Genomic DNA, 20,937 nt, shown 5'->3' with positions numbered 1-20,937 from the left:
CCGGAGCGAGCCCTGGTGCCCTTGCCGCGTTCAGTCGGCCTGGCGTCCGCCGTTGCGCGTGCGCAGGTACGTGTCGAACTCCGCGCCGACTTCCGCATGGCGCAGTGCGAATTCGACCGTCGCCTTCAGGTAGCCGAGCTTGCTGCCGCAGTCGTAGCGCGTGCCCTGGTACTTGTAGGCCAGCACTTGCTCATCGGCGAGCAGCGCCTGGATCGCGTCGGTGAGCTGCAGCTCGCCGCCCGCGCCGGGCTTCAGCGCGCGCAGGTGCTCGAAGATCCGCGGCTTCAGGATGTAGCGGCCGACCACGCCGAGGTTCGACGGCGCGACTTCCGGCGCCGGCTTCTCGACGATCGCCGACATCTTGACGATCGACTCCTCCCACTCCTTGCCGTCGACGATCCCGTACGACTTCGTCTCCGACGGCGGGATCTCTTCGACGCCGATCACCGAGCTGTGATAGTGGTCGAACACGTCGACCATCTGCTTCATCACGGGCGGGTTGCCGTCGAGCAGGTCGTCGGCGAGGATCACCGCGAACGGGTTGTCGGCGACGAGCTTTTCCGCGCACAGCACCGCATGGCCGAGGCCGAGCGCTTCCGGCTGGCGCACGTAGAAGCAGTCGACATGGCTCGGCTTGATGCTGCGCACGAGCTCGAGCAGCTTTTCCTTGCCGCGCGCCTCGAGTTCGGCCTCGACTTCATACGACTTGTCGAAGTGATCCTCGATCGCGCGCTTGCTGCGCCCGGTGACGAAGATCATCTCGGTGATGCCGGCGGCGATCGCTTCCTCGACTGCGTACTGGATCAGCGGCTTGTCGACGACCGGCAGCATTTCCTTCGGGCTCGCTTTCGTTGCCGGGAGGAACCGCGTGCCGAGACCGGCAACAGGGAACACTGCCTTGGTAACTTTCAACATGATCGAACCTTTATTCCTGTAATCGACTTGTCAGACGGTCTATGTTCACGTCCCCATTATAGTGAACGCAAACGACCTTACCCTTTGTTACGCAGGCAACCGATCGAGTTGCGCGCGCAGTTTCTCGAGCGTGCTCTGGAATTCCGCGACGCGCTTTTGCTCCTGTTCGACCACGGCCGGCGGCGCTTTCGCGACGAATGCCTCGTTGCCGAGCTTTGCGTTGCACTTCGTGATCTCGTTCGTCAGGCGCGTGATCTCCTTCGACAGGCGCTCGCGTTCGGCCGCGACGTCGATCTCGACCTTCAGCACCAGCTTGTTCGGCCCGACGATCGCGATCGGCGCACCGTGCGCTTCCTTGTCGAGCGCCGCTTCGTCCGCGAGGATCTGCACCTCCGACAGGCGCGCGAGGGCCTGAACGTACGGCGCGAACGAGCGCAGGCGCTCGGCATCGCCGGCTGCAAGCAGCGGCACCTTGGTGGCCGGCGACAGGTTCATCTCGCCGCGCAGGTTGCGGCACGCGTCGACGATCGATTTCAGGTCGGCCGCCCACTGTTCGGATGCCTCGTCGATCTTCTGCAGGTTCGCGACCGGGTACGCCTGCGTCATCAGCGACGCTTCGCCCTCGGCCTTGCCCTGCGGATAGCGGCCCGCGAGCGGCGCGACCTTCTGCCAGAGCGCTTCGGTGATGAACGGGATGATCGGGTGCGCGAGGCGCAGCACCGTCTCGAGCACGCGCAGCAGCGTGCGGCGCGTCGCGCGCTGCTGTTCCGGCGTGCCGTTCTGGATCTGCACCTTCGCGAGTTCGAGATACCAGTCGCAGTACTCGTCCCACACGAACTTGTAGATGCTGCTGGCGATGTTGTCGAAGCGGTAATCGGCGAAGCCCTTCGCGATGTCGGCCTCCGTGCGCTGCAGCAGCGACACGATCCAGCGGTCGGCCGCCGAGAAGTCGAGGTAGCCGCCCGGGCCGCAATCGCCCGCGCCGCAGACTTCCGGCTTGTCGCTGCCGCAGTCGTGACCTTCGCAGTTCATCAGCACGAAGCGCGTGGCGTTCCACAGCTTGTTGCAGAAGTTGCGATAGCCTTCGCAGCGCGCGAGGTCGAAATTCACGTTGCGGCCGAGCGTCGCCATCGACGCCATCGTGAAGCGCAGCGCGTCGGTGCCGAACGCGGCGATGCCGTCCGGGAATTCCTTGCGCGTCTTCTTCTCGATCGTCGCGGCCTGCTTCGGGTTCATCAGGCCCGTCGTGCGCTTCGCGACCAGCGTGTCGAGGTCGATGCCGTCGACGATGTCGATCGGGTCGAGCGTGTTGCCCTTGCTCTTCGACATCTTCTGGCCTTCCGCGTCGCGCACGAGGCCGTGCACGTAGACGGTGTGGAACGGCACCTTGCCCGTGAAGTGCGTGGTCATCATCACCATCCGGGCGACCCAGAAGAAGATGATGTCGAAGCCCGTGACGAGCACCGACGACGGCAGGAAGTGCTTCAGTTCAGGCGTTTCGTTCGGCCAGCCGAGCGACGAGAACGGCACGAGCGCCGACGAGAACCACGTGTCGAGCACGTCTTCGTCGCGCTTCAGCGCACCCGTGTAACCCTTCGCGGCAGCCTGCGTGCGCGCTTCTTCCTCGTTGCGCGCGACGAACACCTCGCCGTTCTCGCCGTACCATGCGGGAATCTGGTGGCCCCACCACAGCTGGCGCGAGATGCACCAGTCCTGGATGTTCTCGAGCCACTGGTAATAGGTGGTCGTCCAGTTTTCCGGGACGAACTTGACCTGGCCGCTGCGCACGACGTCGAGGGACGTTTCCGTGATCGACTTGCCCGGATTGAACGTGCCTTCCGGCGCCGGCTTCGTCATCGCGACGAACCACTGGTCGGTCAGCATCGGCTCGATCACGACGCCCGTGCGGTCGCCGCGCGGCACCATCAGCTTGTGCGGCTTCACCGAGTCGAGGAAGCCCGCTGCGTCGAGGTCGGCGACGATCGCCTTGCGCGCGTCGAAGCGGTCGAGGCCGCGATACTGCTCGGGGCCGTTGTCATTGATCTTCGCGTCGAGCGTCAGGATCTCGATCGGCGCGATCTTGTGGCGCTGGCCGACCTGGTAGTCGTTGAAGTCGTGCGCGGGCGTGACCTTCACGACGCCCGTGCCGAACTCGCGATCGACGTAGTCGTCGGCGATCACCGGGATCTCGCGGCCCGTCAGCGGCAGCGTGACGAGCTTGCCGATCAGGTGCGCGTAGCGCTCGTCTTCCGGGTGGACCATCAGCGCGACGTCGCCGAGCATCGTTTCCGGGCGCGTCGTGGCAACGGTCAGCGAGCCCGAGCCGTCGACGAGCGGGTAGCGGATGTGCCACAGGTGGCCGTTTTCCTCTTCGCTCACGACTTCGAGGTCCGACACGGCGGTCAGCAGCACCGGATCCCAGTTGACGAGGCGCTTGCCGCGGTAGATCAGGCCCTGTTCATAGAGCGTGACGAACACGTCGCGCACGGCGGCCGACATCTTGTCGTCCATCGTGAAGTATTCGCGCGACCAGTCGGGCGATGCGCCGAGGCGGCGCACCTGGCCGGTGATCGTCGAACCCGATTTTTCCTTCCATTCCCACACGCGCTCGACGAACTTCTCGCGGCCGAGGTCGTGGCGCGACACGCCCTGCGCGTCGAGCTGGCGCTCGACGACGATCTGGGTCGCGATCCCCGCGTGGTCGGTGCCGGGCACCCACAGCGTGTTCTCGCCGAGCATCCGGTGGTAGCGGGTGAGGCCGTCCATGATCGTCTGGTTGAACGCGTGGCCCATGTGCAGCGTGCCCGTCACGTTCGGCGGCGGCAACTGGATCGAGAAATCGGGGCGGGCCGGATCGAAGGCCGGGGCCGCATAGCCGCGCTTTTCCCACTCCGGCCCCCATTGGGACTCGATGGTGTGGGGCTCGAAACTCTTCGCAAGCGTGTTGTCGCTCATGTTGGAAATCTGCCGAAAAATGCGTGAATTGGATGCCGAATCTGACAATTATATAGATGCGTCTATATCGAAGGCGAGTTGTGGATATCGACGCGCCTATATTTGCCGGACATTACGTGACCCGTGTCGGCGTGCTCTGCGGCCGTTGCGGCAGGCTCGAACGATCGCGAACGGCAAGCTTCCCGTCGGACTTATAATGGCGGGTCCGTTTTTCTCACGCCCGTTCGCTGCCGCTCCATGCCCGACCTGCTCGCCAATCTGAACCCCGAACAACTCGCCGCCGTCACGTTGCCGAACGAACCGGCGCTGATCCTTGCAGGGGCGGGCAGCGGCAAGACCCGCGTGCTGATCACCCGCATCGCGTGGCTGATCCAGCAGGGCTACGCATCGCCGCCCACCGTGCTCGCCGTGACCTTCACGAACAAGGCCGCGCGCGAGATGATGGCGCGCCTGTCGGCGATGATGCCGATCGATACGCGCGGGATGTGGATCGGCACGTTCCACGGCCTGTGCAACCGGATGCTGCGCACGCACTGGCGTGACGCCGGCCTGCCGCAGACCTTCCAGATCCTCGATACGGCCGACCAGCTGTCCGCGATCAAGCGGCTGATGAAGGCGGCGAACGTCGATGATGAAAAGTACCCGCCGAAGAACGTGCAGTACTTCATCAACAACGCGAAGGAGCAGGGGCTGCGTCCCGACAAGGTCGACGCGACCGACAACTTCAACCGCAAGTTCGTCGAGCTGTACCAGGCGTACGACCAGCAATGCCAGCGCGAGGGCGTCGTCGATTTCCCCGAGCTGCTGCTGCGCTGCTACGAACTGCTCGCGTACAACGCACCGCTGCGCGCGCACTACCAGGCGCGCTTCCGGCACATCCTCGTCGACGAGTTCCAGGACACCAACAAGCTGCAGTATGCGTGGCTCAAGATGCTCGCGGGCGGCGAGAACGCGATCTTCGCGGTCGGCGACGACGACCAGTCGATCTACGCGTTCCGCGGTGCGAACGTTGGCAACATGCGCGACTTCGAAGACGAATTCCGCGTGCGCAACCTGATCAAGCTCGAGCAGAACTACCGGTCGCACGGCAACATTCTCGACGCGGCGAACCAGCTGATCTCGAACAACGCGCACCGTCTCGGCAAGAACCTGCGTACCGACGCCGGCCACGGCGAGCCCGTGCGCGTGTACGAGGCGAGCACCGATTCGCAGGAAGCCGGCTGGATCGTCGAGGAGATCCGCTCGCTGATCAACACCGGGATGGCGCGTAGCGAAGTGGCTGTCCTGTACCGCAGCAACGCGCAGTCGCGCTCGATCGAGCACACGCTGATGTCGTCGGGCATCCCGTACCGCGTGTATGGCGGCCTGCGCTTCTTCGAGCGTCAGGAAGTGAAGCACGCGCTCGCGTACCTGCGCCTGATCGACAACCCGAATGACGACACCGCGTTCGTGCGCGTCGTGAACTTCCCGACCCGCGGCATCGGCGCGCGCTCGATCGAGCAGCTGGCCGACGCCGCGCGCCTGTACGGCTGCTCGATGGCCGCCGCGATTCCGTACGTGACCGGCAAGGCCGGCACGAGCCTCGGCGGGTTCGCGAACCTGGTCGCGAAGATGCGCGCGGATACCCAGCACATGAACCTGCCCGACACCGTCGAGCACATCGTGCGCGCCAGCGGTCTCGCCGATTTCTACCAGGGCGAGCGCGAAGGCCAGGACCGTCTCGAGAACTTGCAGGAACTGGTCAACGCGGCCACCGCGTTCATCGCCGAGGAAGGCTACGGGCTCGACACGCCGGCCCGTTCGATCCCGCTGCGCGCAGGCGCGATCGCGGCGCCCGAGCTCGGCACCGCGACGGACGATCCGGCGGTCGACGTGCTCGATCCGGTGTCGCCCGCCGACCCGGCACAGAACCCCGACACGATGACGCCACTCGCCGGCTTCCTGTCGCATGCGTCGCTGGAGGCAGGCGACAACCAGGCGCAAGCCGGGCAGGACGCCGTGCAGCTGATGACGGTGCACGCGGCGAAGGGGCTCGAATTCTCGGCCGTGTTCATCACGGGCCTCGAGGAAGGGCTGTTCCCGCACGAGAACAGCGTGCTCGAATCGGACGGCCTCGAGGAAGAGCGCCGGCTGATGTACGTCGCGATCACGCGCGCGAAGGAGCGGCTCTACCTGTCGTTCGCGCAGAGCCGGATGCTGCACGGCCAGACGCGCTACAACGTGCGCTCGCGTTTCTTCGACGAACTGCCCGAGCACGTGCTCAAGTGGCTGACGCCGAAGGTCGAGGCCGGTTCGCGCTGGGGCGGTCGGTCGGACAACGCCGGGTACGGGCGCGACTGGTTCGCGCGGCCGGGTGGCGGCAGTCGCGAGCAGATCGTCGATCCGGCCGTATCCGCGCCGTTGCCCGCGTTCGCGAACAAGCAGCGCGCGGCCGATGCCGGTTTCCGGGTCGGCCAGCAGGTGTTCCACACCAAGTTCGGCGAAGGCACGGTCACCGCGCTCGAAGGCAACGGCACCGATGCGAAGGCGCAGGTGAAATTCAAGCGGCACGGCGAGAAGTGGCTCGCGCTGGCGGTCGCGAAACTGCAGGCGGTGGAATGATGAGCATCGACATGATGGGTACGGTTTCGACGCGTCCGCTCGGCATTCTGGCTGCGCTGCCCGAGGAACTCGGCGACCTGATCGCCACGATGCGCGCCGACGGCGCGATGAGGACGATCACGTTCGGCCGCCGCGATTATCACGTCGGCACCGTGCACGGTGCAGCCTGTGTCGTGACGCTCGCCCGGGTCGGCAAGGTCGCGGCCGCCGCGACGGTCAGCGCGCTGATCCACGTGTTCGGCGTGGCGGGCGTCGTGTTTACCGGCGTCGCGGGCGGCGTGTCGCGCTCGGTGCGCGTCGGCGATGTCGTCGTGGCCGATACGCTGCTGCAGCACGACCTCGATGCGTCGCCGCTCTTTCCGCGCTACGAGGTGCCGCTGCTCGGCATCACGCGCTTCGCGACCGACGCGGCGCTGACGGCCCGCTTGCGGGCCGCGTGTACGGAATTCGTCGCGGAAGAGGGGGCGCAGTTCGCCGAGCGCTTCGGCCTGGCCGGCGCAACGCTGCATGCGGGGCTCATCATCAGCGGCGACCGCTTCGTGTCGAGCGAACGCGAGGTCGTCGCGTTGCGTGATGCGCTGCCGGATGCGCTCGCGGTCGAGATGGAAGGGGCCGCGATCGCGCAGGTGTGCGCGGAGCACGACGTGCCGTTCGCACTCGTGCGCACGATTTCCGATACGGCCGACGATCACGCGACGCAGTCGTTCTCGCACTTCCTGTCGGCGATCGCGAGCAGCTATTCGTCCGGCATCCTCAAGCGTTTCCTGGCGCTGCATGCAACGACGGCGGCCTGAAGCCGCCGTCGTTTTCTTCATCCCTTCATTCAAGCCGTTCGACCGGCCGCGGCGCGCACGCCGCGGCCGGCTCGTCACGCTTTCTTGCGCCGGCTGCTTTCGAGGTTCGGCAGGAACACCGTCAGCACGCCGATCAGCGGCAGGAACGAGCACACCTTGTAGACGAACGTGATGCTCGTCGCGTCGGCGAGCTGGCCGAGCACGGCCGCGCCGACTCCGCCGAGGCCGAACGCGAAGCCGAAGAACAGGCCCGCGACCATCCCGACCTTGCCGGGCATCAGCTCCGTCGCGTAGACCAGGATCGCGGCGAATGCCGACGCGAGCACGATGCCGATGATCACGGTCAGCACGCTGGTCCAGAACAGGTTCGCGTACGGCAGCAGCAGCGTGAACGGCGCGACACCGAGGATCGATACCCAGATCACGTATTTGCGGCCGATCCGGTCGCCCACCGGGCCGCCGATCAGCGTGCCGGCCGCCACGGCCGCGAGGAACACGAACAGGTGGATCTGCGCGGCCTGCACCGACAGGTGGAACTTGTCGATCAGGTAGAAGGTGAAATAACTGTTGATGCTCGCGAGGTAGAAGTACTTCGAGAACACGAGCAGCACCAGCACGCCGATCGCGCCCATCACGCGGCCGCGCGACAGCGTCGGGTGGCCGGCCGCCGCGGCCTTCTTCTTCATCGACGGATGCTTCTTGTACCAGTGGCCGATCTGCGTGAGCACGATCATCGCGACGAGCGCGGCCGCCGAGAACCACGCAATGCTGTGCTGGCCATGCGGAATGATCACGAGTGCGGCAAGCAGCGGCCCGAGTGCTGAACCCGCATTGCCGCCAACCTGGAACACCGACTGCGCGAGCCCGTGCTGGCCGCCCGACGCCATCCGTGCGACGCGCGACGATTCGGGATGGAACACCGACGAGCCGCAGCCGACGAGCGCGGCGGCCACCAGCAGCATCGGGAAACTCGGCGCGACCGACATCAGCAGCAGCCCCGCGAGCGTGAAGCCCATGCCGACCGGCAGCGAATACGGTTTCGGACGCTTGTCGGTATAGAGGCCGATGAGCGGCTGCAGCAGCGATGCGGTGATCTGGTAGGTGAGCGTGATCAGGCCGATCTGCGCGAACGACAGCGCGAACTGGCTCTTGAGCATCGGATAGATCGCGAGGATCAACGACTGGATCATGTCGTTGAGCATGTGCGAGAAGCTGATCGCGCCGAGCACCGGGTACACGGTGCGGGCGACGGGGGGCGCGGACGGCTGGGTGGCGGCTGCGCCGGCGGAGCCGGTGTCGAGGCTGGTTTCCATGTGAGAGCTGAACGAGTTGAGGTGGCGGGCGCGCGCTGCTGGGGAGTGGCGCGTCTTGAATCGTTGCTGCGTCAAAGAAGTGTAATGTGGCGTATCGAGAATGTCCGGACAAGTTTTATCGTGAATCGGACATTCATCTGACGGATCGTCCGGTGCCCGTTTTTTTGACCGGGTATAACGCTGGCGGCGCGCCTGCCCGTCAGCGGGCGCGCGACCGGGGCCGGTGCGTGGTTTCCCGGACTCAAGAAACGGCGGTGGCGGCCGTAGAACGACCCAATGACAACAGGCGCGCCGCGCCCGGCATCGGCTATCCGCCGGTGCGGGCGCAGGACGCGCGGCATGGCCAGCCATCGCGGGAACGCCGGGACCGACCTTTCCGGCCGCGTGATCAATACGGGGATAGTTCGATGAAAGCAGCATCTTTGCATCCACAGCCAGGCGCGGCACCCGCCGCACCCGATGTTGCCGCCGGTCGCGCCGCCCGGCGCCTGCGGGCGGTGCGTCGCGAGCGCCGGCCGTGGACCGTCAAGGCGGCGTTGCGCGCCGCATTCGCGATCCTGCTCGCCGGTACGCTGGCGATCGGCATGTTTTCGCTCTGGCAGATCAGCCGGCTGAATGCGTCGATCGCGTCGGTCTACGAGCAGGGCCACGTCGCGAGCCGCGCGGCCGAGGAGGTTCGGGCCGAAGTACTGCGCGCGAGCCGTGCCCAGAAGATGCTGCTGACTGCGACCACCGCGAAGGAGCGCGACGAACTGGGCACCGAGGTGGGCGCGGGGCTCGCGTCGATCGGCCAGGCGCTCGGCACGCTGCAGCGCTACGCAGATCCGGCCGATGCCGACGATTCGGCGCGGCTGCGCGCATTCTCGACGGCGGTCGGCACATGGAGCGCGCATCTGCGCGATTTCGTCGAACTCGTGCGCGCACAGCCGCTCGACCTGTCGCAGATGAACTGGCAGGTCGGCACGCAGGACGTATCGTTGCTGGTCGAAACTGGCAAGCTCGAGAAACTCGTCGCCGAACTCGTGAAGACGCGCGGTGCGAAGTCGAAGGCCACGCTCGATGCGTCCGCCACCATTTTCTCGTCGTCGTTCGCGATGATCGCGGCGATGACGGTTGCGCTGATCGTGCTCGCGATCGTGATCGCCGAGCGCGTCGTGCGCCGTCTCGCGTCGCAGCTCGGCGGCGAGCCCGCGCACGCGAAGGCGATCGCCGCGGACATCGCGCGCGGCGACCTGACGCGACCGATCAAGCTGGGCCGGCACGACCGCGACAGCATGGTGCGTGCACTGGCCGAGATGCAGACGGGGCTTGCGGCGACCGTCGGCGAGATCGCCGTCAGCGCCGAGGCGATCGCGGCCGCATCGGGCGAGATCTCCACCGGCAATCTCGATCTGTCGAAGCGCACCGAGCAGCAGGCCGTCGCGCTCGAACGCACCGCGGCGAGCATGGAGCAGCTCACGTCGACCGTACGGCAGAACGCCGAGAATGCGCGGCAGGCGAGCGCGCTCGCGGCCAATGCGTCGGCTGTTGCGGAGACGGGTGGGGACGTCGTCGGGCGTGTGGTGGCGACGATGAGCGAGATCGACGACAGCGCGAAGAACATCCGCGACATCATCGGCACGATCGAGGGGATCGCGTTCCAGACCAACATTCTCGCGTTGAACGCGGCGGTCGAGGCCGCACGCGCCGGCGAACAGGGGCGCGGCTTCTCGGTGGTGGCGGGCGAGGTTCGCCTGCTCGCGCAGCGCGCGGCGACCGCGGCGAAGGAGATCCGCGCACTGATCGGCGCATCGGTCGAGCGTGTCGCGAACGGCGCGGCGCTCGCGCACGATGCGGGCCGCACGATGGGTGACGTCGTGCGCGCGGTCAAGCGCGTGACCGACATCATCGGTGAAATTTCTGCTGCGTCGGACGAGCAGAGCGCCGGGATCGACGAGATCGGCCGCGCGGTCACGCAGATGGACGCCGGCACCCAGCAGAACGCGGCACTCGTCGAGCAGGCGGCTGCCGCGGCGAACGCGCTCGACGAGCAGGCGCAGGCGTTGAAGTCGCTGGTCGGGCGCTTTCGCATCGCGGCCTGAGCGACACGCGGTCGCGGGCCGGCCACCCGCGACGCGCGCATTGCGCCGCACGCCTGTTGTTCGGTGACAAAACCGGCAGTCACGCGGCGCGCAATCCCCTACAATGCGCTTCCACACAGTTGGGGGCAGAACCCGCGGCGCGCGCATCGACACCGGTGCGACCTCGCGCCGAGCGGGTCATTCATAACAATGACAGCGACGATTTACCTGAGCGGATACCTGTGCATGCTCGTTTCCGCCGCGATTGGCTTGCGGTCACGCATGCCTGCGTGGCGCTGGCTCGCGGCGGGTATCGCACCGGCCGCCACGTTCGCCGTGCTGCGCGGCAGGACGGGCACCGACACGGCGATTTACCAGGACATCATCGCCGGCATCTGGAGCGGCAACCTGAAGGTCGTGCCGCGCACGCTCGAGCCCGGCTTCGTGTGGCTCGTGCGCGCGCTCGAATGGGTCGGGCACGACCCGCGCATCGTGACGGCGATCCTGTCGCTGCTGATCGTCATCGCATGTGTCGTCGCGTTCGGGCGGACGGCCGAGGACGCGTGCGTGTTTGCCACGCTGATCTTTCCGCTGTTTTTCTACGATATGGCGATGAGCGGGCTGCGCTATGGTCTCGCGTTCTGCGCGGCCAAGATCGCGTCGGACGCGTGGGCGCGCAGGCGGCCAGGTGCGACGATCGCGTTGACGGCCGCGGCGGCCAGCGTGCACGTGTCGGCAGTGCTGCTCGTCGTGCTGCTGCAGGTGCGGCGGTTGCGCCTGCTGCGCTATGCGGGGCTGGCGGTCGCGATCGGCGGTGTGCTGTTCGCGATGCATCACGAGGCGTTGCTGGCGAAATTCGGCCTCTATGCGGCATTCACGCCGCCGGCGCAGATGTCGGGCAGCGCGCCGCTCGCGCTCGCGCTGCTGACCCTCGCGGCCGGCTGGGCGCTGCTTGCCCGCATGCCGCGCACGCTCGTGTTCCTGTTCGCCTGCGAGATCGCTAGTTTCGCGCTCGCGCGCGTCAGCTATGCGGGGCTGCGCTTCCAGTGGCTCGTGCTGTTCGCGATGAGCTGCCAGTTCGTGCCGCTGCAACGCGTGCCGAACGTGCGGCGCCGGTATGCGATCGCCGCACTCGTCGTGATCGGCGCCTTCGGCTTCGCGATGCGGTTGCGCAACATGCTGGGCGAATCGGGGCTCGGCCCGTCGCCGTTCCTGCCTTACCGGTTCTTCTGGGAATGATGCAGCCGGGCGGGGGGCCGCCCGGCCGTCCCGCGCTTACGACTTCTTCTGCTTGTCCGGATCGATGATGACCGTGCAGGTCGTGCCTGCCGACAGCACCACGTCGGCCGGCACGTCGTCGATCTTGATGCGCACCGGCACGCGCTGCGCGAGGCGCACCCAGTTGAACGTCGGGTTCACGTCCGCGACGAGGTCGCGGCTCTGCGGGTTGTCGCGATCGTAGATGCCGCGCGAGATGCTTTCGACGTGGCCCTTCATCACGCCACCGCTCATCAGCCGCATCTCGGCCGGCGCGCCGATCTTCACGCGCGGCAGCTTGGTTTCCTCGAAGTAGCCGTAGACCCAGAACGAATGGCTGTCGACGATTGCGAGCTTCGCCTGGCCGGCCACCGCATAGTTGCCCTTGAACGTCTGCAGGTTCGTGATGTAGCCGTCGACCGGCGCGACGACGCGCGTGCGCTCGAGGTTGAGCTTCGCGGCATCGAGCGCGGCGATCGCCTGCTGGTACTGCGCATCGGCGCTCGACGCGCTATGCGCGGCGTTCTCGCGGTTTTCCTTCGACACGACGAGCGCATCGAGATCCGCGCGGCGGGCCGCGTCGTCGCGGCGCATCTGCAGTTCCGCGCGGCGGGCGGCGACGGCCGCCTGCGCCTGCTCGACTGCGATCTGGTAGTGCGACGGATCGATCTGCATGATCAGGTCGCCTTTCTTGACGAGCTGGTTGTCATGCACGGGCAGCTCGACGATCGCGCCCGACACGTCCGGCGCGACGTTGACGATCTCGGCGCGCACGCGCCCGTCGCGCGTCCACGGATCATCCATGTAGTGCACCCACAGCGAGCGCCCGATCAGGATCGCGACGAGAAGAATGACGGCGGTCGCGACGAAGCCGAAGAGTTTTCTGAGAATCATGATGGTTCGGAATCAACGGTAAACGGCAAGACTCAGTCCGCCGCAAATGCAGACGAGAAGGCAGGCCCGGAACAACGACGGGTGCCAGACGAGACGGTAGAGGCCCGTGTAGGCGAGCAGGCGGTCGACGGCCCAGGTCGCGAGCGCGCCCAGGACGAACATCAGCACCACCGTGGGCATGTAGGCATCGAGAATGGCGATTTCACGCGGCATCATGACGAGGCTCCTGGTTGGGGACGCACGGGGCGGTTGCGGTTGAGCGCGGCGAGCGGCGATTCGGGATCGAGCAGCGCCGTGCGCACGAAATGCAGGTGGCTCAGGATGCGCTGCAGCCGGTGGCGTTCCTCGCGCGTCGGCGTGAACGCGTCGAGCGTCTGCCGGGTCGCGTCGATCGCGTCGTTGACCGCGGCGAGCGTGGCATCGAAGCGTTCGGTGTCCGGCCGCGTGAACAGCGACGACAGCGCGGCGCGCATCGTCTCGATCGCGCGTCGCCACGGCGTCGTCGGCGCATAGCGCGGGTCGGACGGCAGCGTTGCCAGCTCGTGACGCAGGTCGATGGCCGCGTTGCCGGTTTCGAGCACCGCGAACATCCAGCGCAGCGCGTCGCGCTGCACGTCGGGCTGGTCGGCCGACAGCGTGTGCGCCTGGTACATCAGGTCGCGCGCGCCGCTCTCGAAGCGCGTGCGCAAGCCGGCGAGCCGCGCATGGCAGGCCGCGACGGCCTGATGGCGCAGGTCGGCGAACAGCCGCTTCTTGAGCCACGGCGCGGTTGGCGGGAACAGTACGGCGAACGCGATCGCCGATACCAGCATCGACAGCAGCAGCGCGAGCGCGTCGTTCATGAAGCTCATCGGATCGTAGTGCGTGATGCTGTCGGGGCCGGCGAGGAAGCAGAAGAAGATCAGGTAGCCCATCCCGTAGCCCGCGAGTTTCGGCTTCAGCGTCATGTAGATGCCGATTGCGAGCAACGGCGCGAGCGCGGCGCACAGCAGCCAGAATCCGTCGATCCGCGGGTAGATGCCGAACATCAGCAGGAAGCCGGTGCAAACGGCCAGCGCCGTGCCCATCCCCATCTGTGCGGCCATCGCGGTCGGGCGTGGTGCCGACGACGCGAGCGCGCAGGTCGCCGCGGCGTTCAGCACCAGCATCACGCCGCTCGGCCACGCCGTCTCGATCCAGAACCAGCCCAGCGCGAGGATCACCGTCGCGGTGCGGATCCCCGCGATCGTGGCGGCCGTCCGGTTGGTGCGCGGCTCGTAGCGCTCGATCCAGCGTTCGCGCTCGTGCGTCGCGGTCGCGAGCGACGCATAGGTCGCCGCGTATTCCTGCAGGTCGGTGATGAAGCGGTACAGCAGCTCGGCGGCCGTGTCGAAGTCGAGCAGCGGGAAGTCGGGCTGCGTTTCGAGTTCCGCACGCGTCGCGCGGATGCGGCGCGGCAGCGCGTCGCGCCACGCGAGCAGTTGCTCGGCCGAGTGCGCGGCGTCGATCGACGTGCGCACGGGTTCGCCATGGCGCGTGAGCAGCGGCGCGATTTCGCGGAAATACGGTTCGATCGCATCGATCGCGGCCTGCGCACCGGCCGCGTGCAGCCGGTTCATCAACTGATGCAGCGCGTGAAAGCGGCTCGACGCGCTCATGAATTCGCTGTTCAGCCGCGCGAGGCGGCCGCTGCGCATGCGCGTGTCCGGATTTTCGAACACGGCCATGCTGCGCGCGGCCTCGAAGCCGACCACATCGGCGACGAAGCGCGTGTGGATGGTCTCGATGTGCGCGCGGTCGAGCTGGCCCGACAGCGCCGACGCGACGTAGTCGACGAAGCTGCCGAAGCGCTTGCGCACCGTCGTGCGCATCTGCTCACCCGTGTACTGCGGAAACACGAGCGCGCTGACGACGCCGGCCGACACGATCCCGATGATGACTTCGGACACGCGTGTCATCGCGCTCATGAATGCACCGTCCGGGTGTTGCGACGCGGGCAGGCCGATCAGCGCGGTCGTATAGCCGGCCAGCAGGAAGCCGTAGCTGCGGAAGTTGCGGTTGCGTGCCGCGCCGGCGGTGCACAGCGCGATCCATATGGCGATCGCCAGCAGGAACAGCTGCGGCTGCTGCGGGAACAGCCCGACGAACGTGAGCGTCGCGATGAGCCCGAAGATCGTGCCGGCGACCCGGTAGAAGCTCTTCGCGAGCACGGCGCCGCTTTGCGGCTGCATCACGATGAAGACGGTCGTCATCGCCGTCTTCGGTGCCGGCAGGTCGAGCCGCATCGACACGCCGAGCGCGATGAAGGTCGCGAGCAGCGCCTTGAACAGGTAGAGCCACGCGGCGCCGTCGGTGCGGGCCCAGTCGCCGAACGCGGCGGTCCAGGCCGCGAACGGGCCGCCAGCGGGCGTGGAAGCGGGGGAGGAGGCTGACATGGCGTCGCTCCGCGTTACCGTGCCGCCGGCACGCCGGACGCACCGGCGGCGGCCACCTGCGCGGGCCGGGCGACTGCTGCCACGGGCTTCGCACCCGACGCGGCGGCAGGCGCGGCTGCGCCTGCGACGGATTCGTCATGAGGCACGTCGGTCCCGGTCTCGACACCACCGCCGAGCGCAGCCATCAACTGCGCGTGCACGGCGAGGCGTTCCGCATCGATGCGGGCGGCCGTCTCCTGCGCGCGCAGCAACTGCTGCTGCGCAACCAGCACGTTCACGTAGTCGGTCAGCCCGCGGCGGAAGCCTTCGCGCGACAGCTGGTAGCTGCGGTCGTTGGCGGCCACCGAGCGTGCGGCGTCCTTCTTCTGCGTATCGAGCGAACGGATCCGCACGACCTGGTCGGCGATGTCCTTGAGCGCGCCGACGATCGTCTGGTTGTAGCGCTCGACCGCCTGGTCGTAGCCGGCATTCGCCGCGCCGAGTTGCGCGCGCAGCCGGCCGCCTTCGAAGATCGGCAGCGACAGCGCGGGGCCGGCGGTCCAGCCGCCGTTCATCGCGCGCAGGAAGTCGGTGAACGGCGCGGTCACGCCGAAGCCGCCGACCGTCGCGAGCAGGTCGATGTTCGGGTAGAACGACGCCTTTGCGACATCGATGCCGCGCGCCTGCGCGTCGACCGTCCAGCGCGCCGCGACGACGTCGGGGCGGCGGCCGAGCAGGTCGGCCGGTATCGCCGACGGCAGGCCGGCCGGTGCATCGAGCGACAGCTGCGGCCGCTTGATCGCGTCGCCCGCACCCGGGCCCTTGCCGGCCAGCGCGGCGAGCTGGTGCCGTGCGAGCTGGATCGCTTCCTCATAGCTGTCGATCTGGCGCTCATAGTCGGGCAGCGTCGATTCCGCCTGGCTCACTTCGAGCTGCGTGCCGAGGCCGGCCTGCAGCCGCTTGTGCGCGAGATCGGCCAGCGAGCGCTGGCGTTCGAACGTTTCGTGCGCGAGGTCGAGCAACGCATAGTTCATCGACATCTGGACGTATGCGCGCACGACGTTGACTTCGAGCTCGAGCTTGGCCGCACGCGCGTCGGCGGCGGTCGCATGCGCGGTATCGAGCGCGCGCTCGGTCGCGTTCTTGTCCTTGCCCCACAGGTCGAGGTGGTACGACAGGCCGAGCGTGCCGGTGTTGTTCCAGGTATCGGCGTTCGCGAGCGGGCCAGGGCCGTAATACACGTTGTCCGGCCAGTGCTCGCGCATCAGCGACAGGTTGCCGTTGATTTGCGGCAGCTCGGCCGAGCGGGCCACGCGCGCCATTGCCTGCGCTTCGCGCACCCGGGCCTCGGCGGCCGCGAGCGTCGGGTTGCCGGCCTGGGCGTTGGCGATCCAGGCGTCGAGTTGCGGATCGCGGTAGGCGCGCCACCAGTCGGCTGCGGGCCAGCCCGCGTCACGGTCGGCCGCACGGATCGCGGCGCCGGCATCGAGCGCATTCGTTTCGATGCGAGCCGACTGCGGCTTGTTGTCGCCCATGCTCGCGCATCCGGCCATTATTAATGAGACTGCAAGAACCGCCAGTGCGAGCGTCCCTTTTTTTGCCGGAGACTGCACGATTTTCTCCCTTTCGGATATAGATGAGTCGGATGCGATTATATTTTTCAGCGATTCCTGAATAAATGGACAAGGGTGCAAGTCATTTTTACGAATCCTGAGACAATACTTGTTCGCCTCTGTGCAACAATCCGTCCGGATTCAAACGGGTAATGGGATGGATACGTTACAAAACATGCGGGTATTCGTCCGCGTGGTCGACGCGGGAAGCTTTACCGCGGCGGCCCAGCAGATGAATTCGACTACCGCCTACGCGTCGCGCGCGGTCTCGGATCTCGAGGCGCACCTGCGCACGCGCCTCCTGAACCGCACGACGCGCCGGATCGCGCTGACCGAAGCCGGCGAGCGCTACCTGCAGCGCTGCGAGCAGATCCTCGCGTATGTCGACCAGGCCGAAGCCGAGGCGGGCGACGCGCATGCGCGCCCGTCGGGCAAGCTGAAGGTGCATTGCTTCACGAGCCTCGGCCAGCACTACCTGGTGCCGGCCATCGCGCGCTATCGCGAGCGCTACCCGGACGTGCATGTCGAGCTGACCCTCGCGCAGCGGATGCCCGACCTGCTCGACGAGGGGTATGACGTCGCGATCGTCGTCGGCCGCGATCTGCCCGATTCGGGGCTCGTGTCGCAGCGGCTCGGCGAGAGCTACAGCGTGGTGTGCGCGTCGCGCAACTATGTCGAGGCGCACGGCGTGCCGCAGCGGCCGGCGGATCTCGCGCAACACGTATGCCTCGGGATGGTCGCGCCGGGCTTCCAGTTCGACGAATGGGCGCTGGCGGGGCCGAACGGCGACGAAGTCGTCCCGATCACGGCGCCACCGTTTCGCGTGAACGTCGCCGAGGCGCTTGCTGTCGCGGTGCGGGAAGGGATGGGGATCGGCGGTCTGCCGCTTTATTCGGCGATCGGCTGGTTGCGCAGCGGGCACATCGTGCGCGTGATGCCCGAATACCGGTCGCACGTGATGAACATCTACGCGCTGTATCCGTCGCGCCAGTACCTCGACGCGAAAATTCGCACCTGGGTCGATTTCCTGCGCGACGAACTGCCGGCCACGCTCGCCGCCGACGAAGCCGCGCTCGAGCAGTACACGCGTGCGACATGACAGCGCGGTTGACCGCAATCTGACGAGATTTGTCCTTCACGCAACATTTTTTTACGAACGCGTGTCAGACAGTTTGATACTGTGGGAATTAACGAGATACGCAACCCCGGAGTAGCAATGGATACGCACCTGATGATCGGCCTTGGAGTCCTGCTGGGCGCGGCCGCGGCCGCCGCGGCGACCCGCGACCTGCTGCGCGCGATGAAGGCGAAGGCGCAGATGAAGCCGGTGCCGGTGCGGGTGCGCGAGCAACGCCGCCCCGGCCGCTGATCCCGCGGTCACACTCCGGGTCGAAAAAGGCCGCGCAACGCGGCCGCACGGGCCGGCGATCAGCCGAGCTCGACGACCTTGTCCCACGCGAACGCGGTATTTTCCAGTTCGCCGGTGCGCCGGTGGATGTAGCCGCGCGGGTTGCACACCACGCGTGTGCCGCCGTCTGCCACATAGTCGAATGACGTATGCGTGTGGCCGTGGAGCCACAGATTGACCGGCGGCTGCACGAGTTCCGCCATGTCCGTCACGAATCCCGCCGACGCAAGATCTTCCGCATAGCGCTCCGCCAGCGAACGCCGGTGCGGCGCATGGTGGGTAACGACGATCGTTTGGCCCGCGAACGGCGTCGCGAGTTGCGCTTCGAGCCACGCGCGGCTGCGTCGATGCAGCGCGATCGCGTCGGCCGGCGAGAAATCCCGTTCCGGCGTGCCCGGCGCCGCATGCAGCGCCGCGTCATGCGGCCAGGTCACCTGGATCAATCCCTTGAAATCGAGCATCACGCGCAGCCCGGCCTCGGTCGAGCTGGCGAGGCTGGCTTCGTCGGCGCCGAACAGCGAAAAATCGGCCCAGAGCGTCGTGCCTAGCACGCGAAAGCGCTGCGCGGGATCGACGTAGACGTCGTTGTTCAGGTAATGCACGTTGTCGAGCGCCTGCGCCGCATCGCGCATCGCCGTCTCCAGCGCGCCGAATTCCCCGTCGTAGTACTCGTGGTTGCCTGGCACGTAGATCACCGGCACCGCGGAATCGAACGTCTCGGCGGCCCAGCGCAGGCCTTCCGCGTGATTGTGGATGTCGCCGGCCAGCACGACGAGATCCGCGTCCGCATGCGGGATCGCGTCGGGCAGGTTGCTTTCGAGATGCAGGTCGGACAGGACACGGACTTTCACGGGCGTGGCTCCGGAATGGGTGGCTTCAGCGCAGGACCTTGCCGGGATTCATCAGGCCGCGCGGGTCGAGCGCGGTCTTCAGCGTGCGCATCAGCGTCGTTTCGACCGGCGACTTGTAACGCTGCGCGTCGTCGATCTTCAACTGGCCGATGCCGTGCTCCGCGCTGATCGTGCCGTGGTGGCGGTGCACGTTGTCGTAGACGATCCGGTTGATCGGCGCCTGGAACGCCGCGAGGAACGCCTTCGCATCGCCGCCTTCGGGCATCTGCACGTTGTAGTGGAGATTGCCGTCGCCGAGGTGGCCGAACGTGACCATCCGCGCGCCCGGCGCAGCTTGCTGGATCGCCGCGTCGGTCTCGTCGATGAAGCGCGCGATCGACGAAATCGGCACCGCGATGTCGTGCTTGATGTTGAGCCCCTCGTCGGCCTGCGCGAGCGGGATGTGTTCACGCAGGTCCCAGAACGCGCGCGACTGCGCGAGATTCTCCGCGACCACCGCGTCGACCACGAGCCCGGCCTCGAACGCTTCTTCCATCAGTTTCTCGAACAGCGCGCGCGCATGCGCTTCGCTTTCGTTGTCGGACAGTTCGAGCAGCACCGTCTGCGCATGCGTCTGCGCGAACGGGTAGCGCAGTTGCGGGTAGTGCTTGCCGACGAGCTGCATGCAGAAGTCCGACATCAGCTCGAAGCCGGTCAGCAGCGGCCCGGCCGCGCGCTGCGCGAGCGCGAGGAAATCGAGCGCCGCGTGCGGGGATTCGAGCGCGGCGAGCGCAGTGACCTGCGCGGCCGGCAGCGGATGCAGCTTCATCACGGCCGCCGTGATGATCCCGAGCGTGCCTTCCGCGCCGATGAACAGGTCGCGCAGGTCGTAGCCCGTGTTGTCCTTGCGCAGTCCGCGCAGGCCGTCCCAGATTTCACCCTGCGGCGTCACGACCTCGAGCCCGAGACACAGCTCGCGCGCGTTGCCGTAGCGCAGCACCGCGGTGCCGCCCGCATTGGTCGACAGGTTGCCGCCGATCGTGCAGCTGCCTTCCGCCGCGAGGCTCAGCGCGAACAGCCGGCCGCCTTCGCGGGCGCGCGCCTGCACGTCGGCGAGGATCACGCCGGCTTCGACGGTGATCGTGTTGTTGTGCGGATCGAGCGCGCGCACGCGGTTCAGGCGCGCGACGCTCAGCACGGCCTGGCTGCCGCTCGCGTCGGGCGTGGCGCCGCCGGCCAGGCCCGTGTTGCCGCCTTGCGGCACGAGCGCGATGCCGTGTGCGTTGGCCAGCTTGACGAGCGCGGCGACTTCGGCCGTGTTCGCGGGCTTCAGCACCGCGCACGCGGCACCCTTGTAGCGGCGTCGCCAGTCGGTCAGGAACGGCTCGGTATCGTGCGGGTCGGTCAGCACATGGTCGGCGCCGATCGCGTCGCGGCACGCGGAAACGAAAGCTTCGGAGGACATCATCACCTTGTCGCGTAAGGGTCAGGACGCGGCGCGCGACTTTTTCGCCGCGCGCTTGAACGGCGCGACGTACGCCAGCGCCGCCACGAAGAAGACGACGGCAAGCGCGGTCTCGCACCAGCCGAGCGTCGCGGACAGCCCGCGATCGGACATGCCGCGCACGACGCCTTCGGCGAAATAGACGAGTATCAGCATGCTCGCCCACTGCATCGTATAGATGTTACGCCGCCAGACGCCGGGCAGCGCGAGCGCAAGCGGGATGGCCTTGAGCATCAGCGCGGAGCCGCCCGGGCGCAGCGGTGCGAGCCACAGCTCCCACGCGAGCGACAGCGCGATCAGCGCGACGAGGCACGCGATGGCGACCAGTGCATAGCGCGGTCGGGCCGCGACGACGGGGCGGGCAGGGGCGTTCATGCGGCCTCGGCGGCCTGGGCGCTGG

16 protein-coding genes are annotated in these 20,937 nt (G+C 67.3%); 6 read left to right on the top strand and 10 right to left on the bottom strand.

The genetic code is table 11. The annotated features are described in order from the left end of the window. Positions 1 to 30 precede the first annotated feature (30 nt). A complete protein-coding gene (galU, locus tag G3O00_RS22135; RefSeq protein WP_174933983.1) occupies positions 31 to 915 on the bottom strand; it encodes a UTP--glucose-1-phosphate uridylyltransferase GalU in 885 nt (294 codons plus the stop codon). Between the two features lie 87 nt (positions 916 to 1,002). Continuing rightward, entirely contained in the window at positions 1,003 to 3,870 is a 2,868-nt protein-coding gene (locus G3O00_RS22130) for a valine--tRNA ligase (protein ID WP_206144336.1), read from the bottom strand. 237 nt (positions 3,871 to 4,107) lie between these two features. On the opposite strand from G3O00_RS22130, the gene G3O00_RS22125 reads away from it, so the two are divergent. Both G3O00_RS22125 and G3O00_RS22120 read left to right on the top strand, forming a co-directional pair. Then, positions 4,108 to 6,471, top strand: coding sequence for a UvrD-helicase domain-containing protein (locus G3O00_RS22125; RefSeq protein WP_205785066.1), 2,364 nt, complete (start codon positions 4,108 to 4,110; stop codon positions 6,469 to 6,471). Beyond that, a complete protein-coding gene (locus tag G3O00_RS22120) occupies positions 6,468 to 7,265 on the top strand; it encodes a 5'-methylthioadenosine/adenosylhomocysteine nucleosidase (protein WP_206144335.1) in 798 nt (265 codons plus the stop codon). Before G3O00_RS22125 ends, G3O00_RS22120 begins: the two co-directional genes overlap by 4 nt. 74 nt (positions 7,266 to 7,339) lie before the next feature. Here G3O00_RS22120 and G3O00_RS22115 read toward each other — a convergent pair whose 3' ends face one another. Further along, complete coding sequence (locus tag G3O00_RS22115) at positions 7,340 to 8,578, bottom strand: MFS transporter (protein WP_206144334.1); 1,239 nt, start codon at positions 8,576 to 8,578, stop codon at positions 7,340 to 7,342. Between the two features lie 407 nt (positions 8,579 to 8,985). On the opposite strand from G3O00_RS22115, the gene G3O00_RS22110 reads away from it, so the two are divergent. Then, positions 8,986 to 10,659, top strand: coding sequence for a methyl-accepting chemotaxis protein (locus tag G3O00_RS22110; protein WP_174933989.1), 1,674 nt, complete (start codon positions 8,986 to 8,988; stop codon positions 10,657 to 10,659). Positions 10,660 to 10,884: 225 nt separating this feature from the next. Then, entirely contained in the window at positions 10,885 to 11,877 is a 993-nt protein-coding gene (locus tag G3O00_RS22105) for an EpsG family protein (protein ID WP_206144333.1), read from the top strand. Between the two features lie 36 nt (positions 11,878 to 11,913). Here the strand turns inward: G3O00_RS22105 and G3O00_RS22100 are convergent, their stop codons facing one another. From G3O00_RS22100 to G3O00_RS22085, 4 genes are read right to left on the bottom strand one after another with little or no spacing between them, the layout of a single operon-like run. After that, on the bottom strand, positions 11,914 to 12,789 hold the full coding sequence (locus G3O00_RS22100) for an HlyD family secretion protein (RefSeq protein WP_011351755.1): 876 nt from the start codon (positions 12,787 to 12,789) through the stop codon (positions 11,914 to 11,916). A 12-nt stretch (positions 12,790 to 12,801) separates the two neighbouring features. Continuing rightward, positions 12,802 to 13,005: a DUF1656 domain-containing protein gene (locus G3O00_RS22095; protein ID WP_011351756.1), complete on the bottom strand. Its 204-nt coding sequence runs from the start codon at positions 13,003 to 13,005 to the stop codon at positions 12,802 to 12,804. Then, a complete protein-coding gene (locus tag G3O00_RS22090; RefSeq protein ID WP_206144332.1) occupies positions 13,002 to 15,203 on the bottom strand; it encodes an FUSC family protein in 2,202 nt (733 codons plus the stop codon). The genes G3O00_RS22095 and G3O00_RS22090 overlap by 4 nt, the downstream gene beginning before the upstream one ends. A 14-nt stretch (positions 15,204 to 15,217) precedes the next feature. Continuing rightward, the gene (locus tag G3O00_RS22085) at positions 15,218 to 16,795 is read right to left on the bottom strand and encodes an efflux transporter outer membrane subunit (RefSeq protein ID WP_206144331.1); all 1,578 of its coding nucleotides are present in this window, start codon (positions 16,793 to 16,795) and stop codon (positions 15,218 to 15,220) included. A gap of 157 nt (positions 16,796 to 16,952) precedes the next feature. Between G3O00_RS22085 and G3O00_RS22080 the strand changes: the two genes are divergently transcribed. Together G3O00_RS22080 and G3O00_RS22075 are read left to right on the top strand one after the other, a co-directional pair. Next, entirely contained in the window at positions 16,953 to 17,894 is a 942-nt protein-coding gene (locus G3O00_RS22080) for a LysR family transcriptional regulator (RefSeq protein WP_011351759.1), read from the top strand. 117 nt (positions 17,895 to 18,011) lie between these two features. Further along, positions 18,012 to 18,164, top strand: coding sequence for a hypothetical protein (locus G3O00_RS22075; protein ID WP_163008969.1), 153 nt, complete (start codon positions 18,012 to 18,014; stop codon positions 18,162 to 18,164). A gap of 59 nt (positions 18,165 to 18,223) precedes the next feature. On the opposite strand, the gene G3O00_RS22070 is transcribed toward G3O00_RS22075, so the two are convergent. The 3 genes from G3O00_RS22070 to G3O00_RS22060 are packed head-to-tail and all read right to left on the bottom strand — an operon-like array spanning position 18,224 to position 20,912. After that, on the bottom strand, positions 18,224 to 19,054 hold the full coding sequence (locus G3O00_RS22070) for a metallophosphoesterase (protein WP_174933999.1): 831 nt from the start codon (positions 19,052 to 19,054) through the stop codon (positions 18,224 to 18,226). Between the two features lie 25 nt (positions 19,055 to 19,079). Continuing rightward, positions 19,080 to 20,501: an FAD-binding oxidoreductase gene (locus G3O00_RS22065; protein WP_206144330.1), complete on the bottom strand. Its 1,422-nt coding sequence runs from the start codon at positions 20,499 to 20,501 to the stop codon at positions 19,080 to 19,082. A gap of 18 nt (positions 20,502 to 20,519) precedes the next feature. Further along, complete coding sequence (locus G3O00_RS22060) at positions 20,520 to 20,912, bottom strand: DUF2069 domain-containing protein (RefSeq protein ID WP_206144329.1); 393 nt, start codon at positions 20,910 to 20,912, stop codon at positions 20,520 to 20,522. Positions 20,913 to 20,937 lie beyond the last annotated feature (25 nt).

Source organism: Burkholderia sp. Ac-20384 (assembly GCF_017104605.1).
Classification (GTDB): domain Bacteria; phylum Pseudomonadota; class Gammaproteobacteria; order Burkholderiales; family Burkholderiaceae; genus Burkholderia; species Burkholderia lata.
The sequence above is the reverse complement of the archived record's forward strand: the minus strand, read 5'-3'. Positions and strand labels throughout refer to the sequence as shown.

Bases quoted from the DNA above. Each gene is read 5' to 3' on its own strand.
- G3O00_RS22060 (WP_206144329.1), bottom strand. From the start codon at position 20,912: ATGAACGCCCCTGCCCGCCCCGTCGTCGCGGCCCGACCGCGCTATGCA.
- G3O00_RS22100 (WP_011351755.1), bottom strand. From the start codon at position 12,789: ATGATTCTCAGAAAACTCTTCGGCTTCGTCGCGACCGCCGTCATTCTT.
- G3O00_RS22105 (WP_206144333.1), top strand. From the start codon at position 10,885: ATGCTCGTTTCCGCCGCGATTGGCTTGCGGTCACGCATGCCTGCGTGG.
- G3O00_RS22080 (WP_011351759.1), top strand. From the start codon at position 16,953: ATGGATACGTTACAAAACATGCGGGTATTCGTCCGCGTGGTCGACGCG.
- G3O00_RS22075 (WP_163008969.1), top strand. From the start codon at position 18,012: ATGGATACGCACCTGATGATCGGCCTTGGAGTCCTGCTGGGCGCGGCC.
- G3O00_RS22120 (WP_206144335.1), top strand. From the start codon at position 6,468: ATGATGAGCATCGACATGATGGGTACGGTTTCGACGCGTCCGCTCGGC.
- G3O00_RS22090 (WP_206144332.1), bottom strand. From the start codon at position 15,203: ATGTCAGCCTCCTCCCCCGCTTCCACGCCCGCTGGCGGCCCGTTCGCG.
- G3O00_RS22115 (WP_206144334.1), bottom strand. From the start codon at position 8,578: ATGGAAACCAGCCTCGACACCGGCTCCGCCGGCGCAGCCGCCACCCAG.
- galU (WP_174933983.1), bottom strand. From the start codon at position 915: ATGTTGAAAGTTACCAAGGCAGTGTTCCCTGTTGCCGGTCTCGGCACG.
- G3O00_RS22065 (WP_206144330.1), bottom strand. From the start codon at position 20,501: ATGATGTCCTCCGAAGCTTTCGTTTCCGCGTGCCGCGACGCGATCGGC.
- G3O00_RS22130 (WP_206144336.1), bottom strand. From the start codon at position 3,870: ATGAGCGACAACACGCTTGCGAAGAGTTTCGAGCCCCACACCATCGAG.
- G3O00_RS22110 (WP_174933989.1), top strand. From the start codon at position 8,986: ATGAAAGCAGCATCTTTGCATCCACAGCCAGGCGCGGCACCCGCCGCA.
- G3O00_RS22125 (WP_205785066.1), top strand. From the start codon at position 4,108: ATGCCCGACCTGCTCGCCAATCTGAACCCCGAACAACTCGCCGCCGTC.
- G3O00_RS22095 (WP_011351756.1), bottom strand. From the start codon at position 13,005: ATGATGCCGCGTGAAATCGCCATTCTCGATGCCTACATGCCCACGGTG.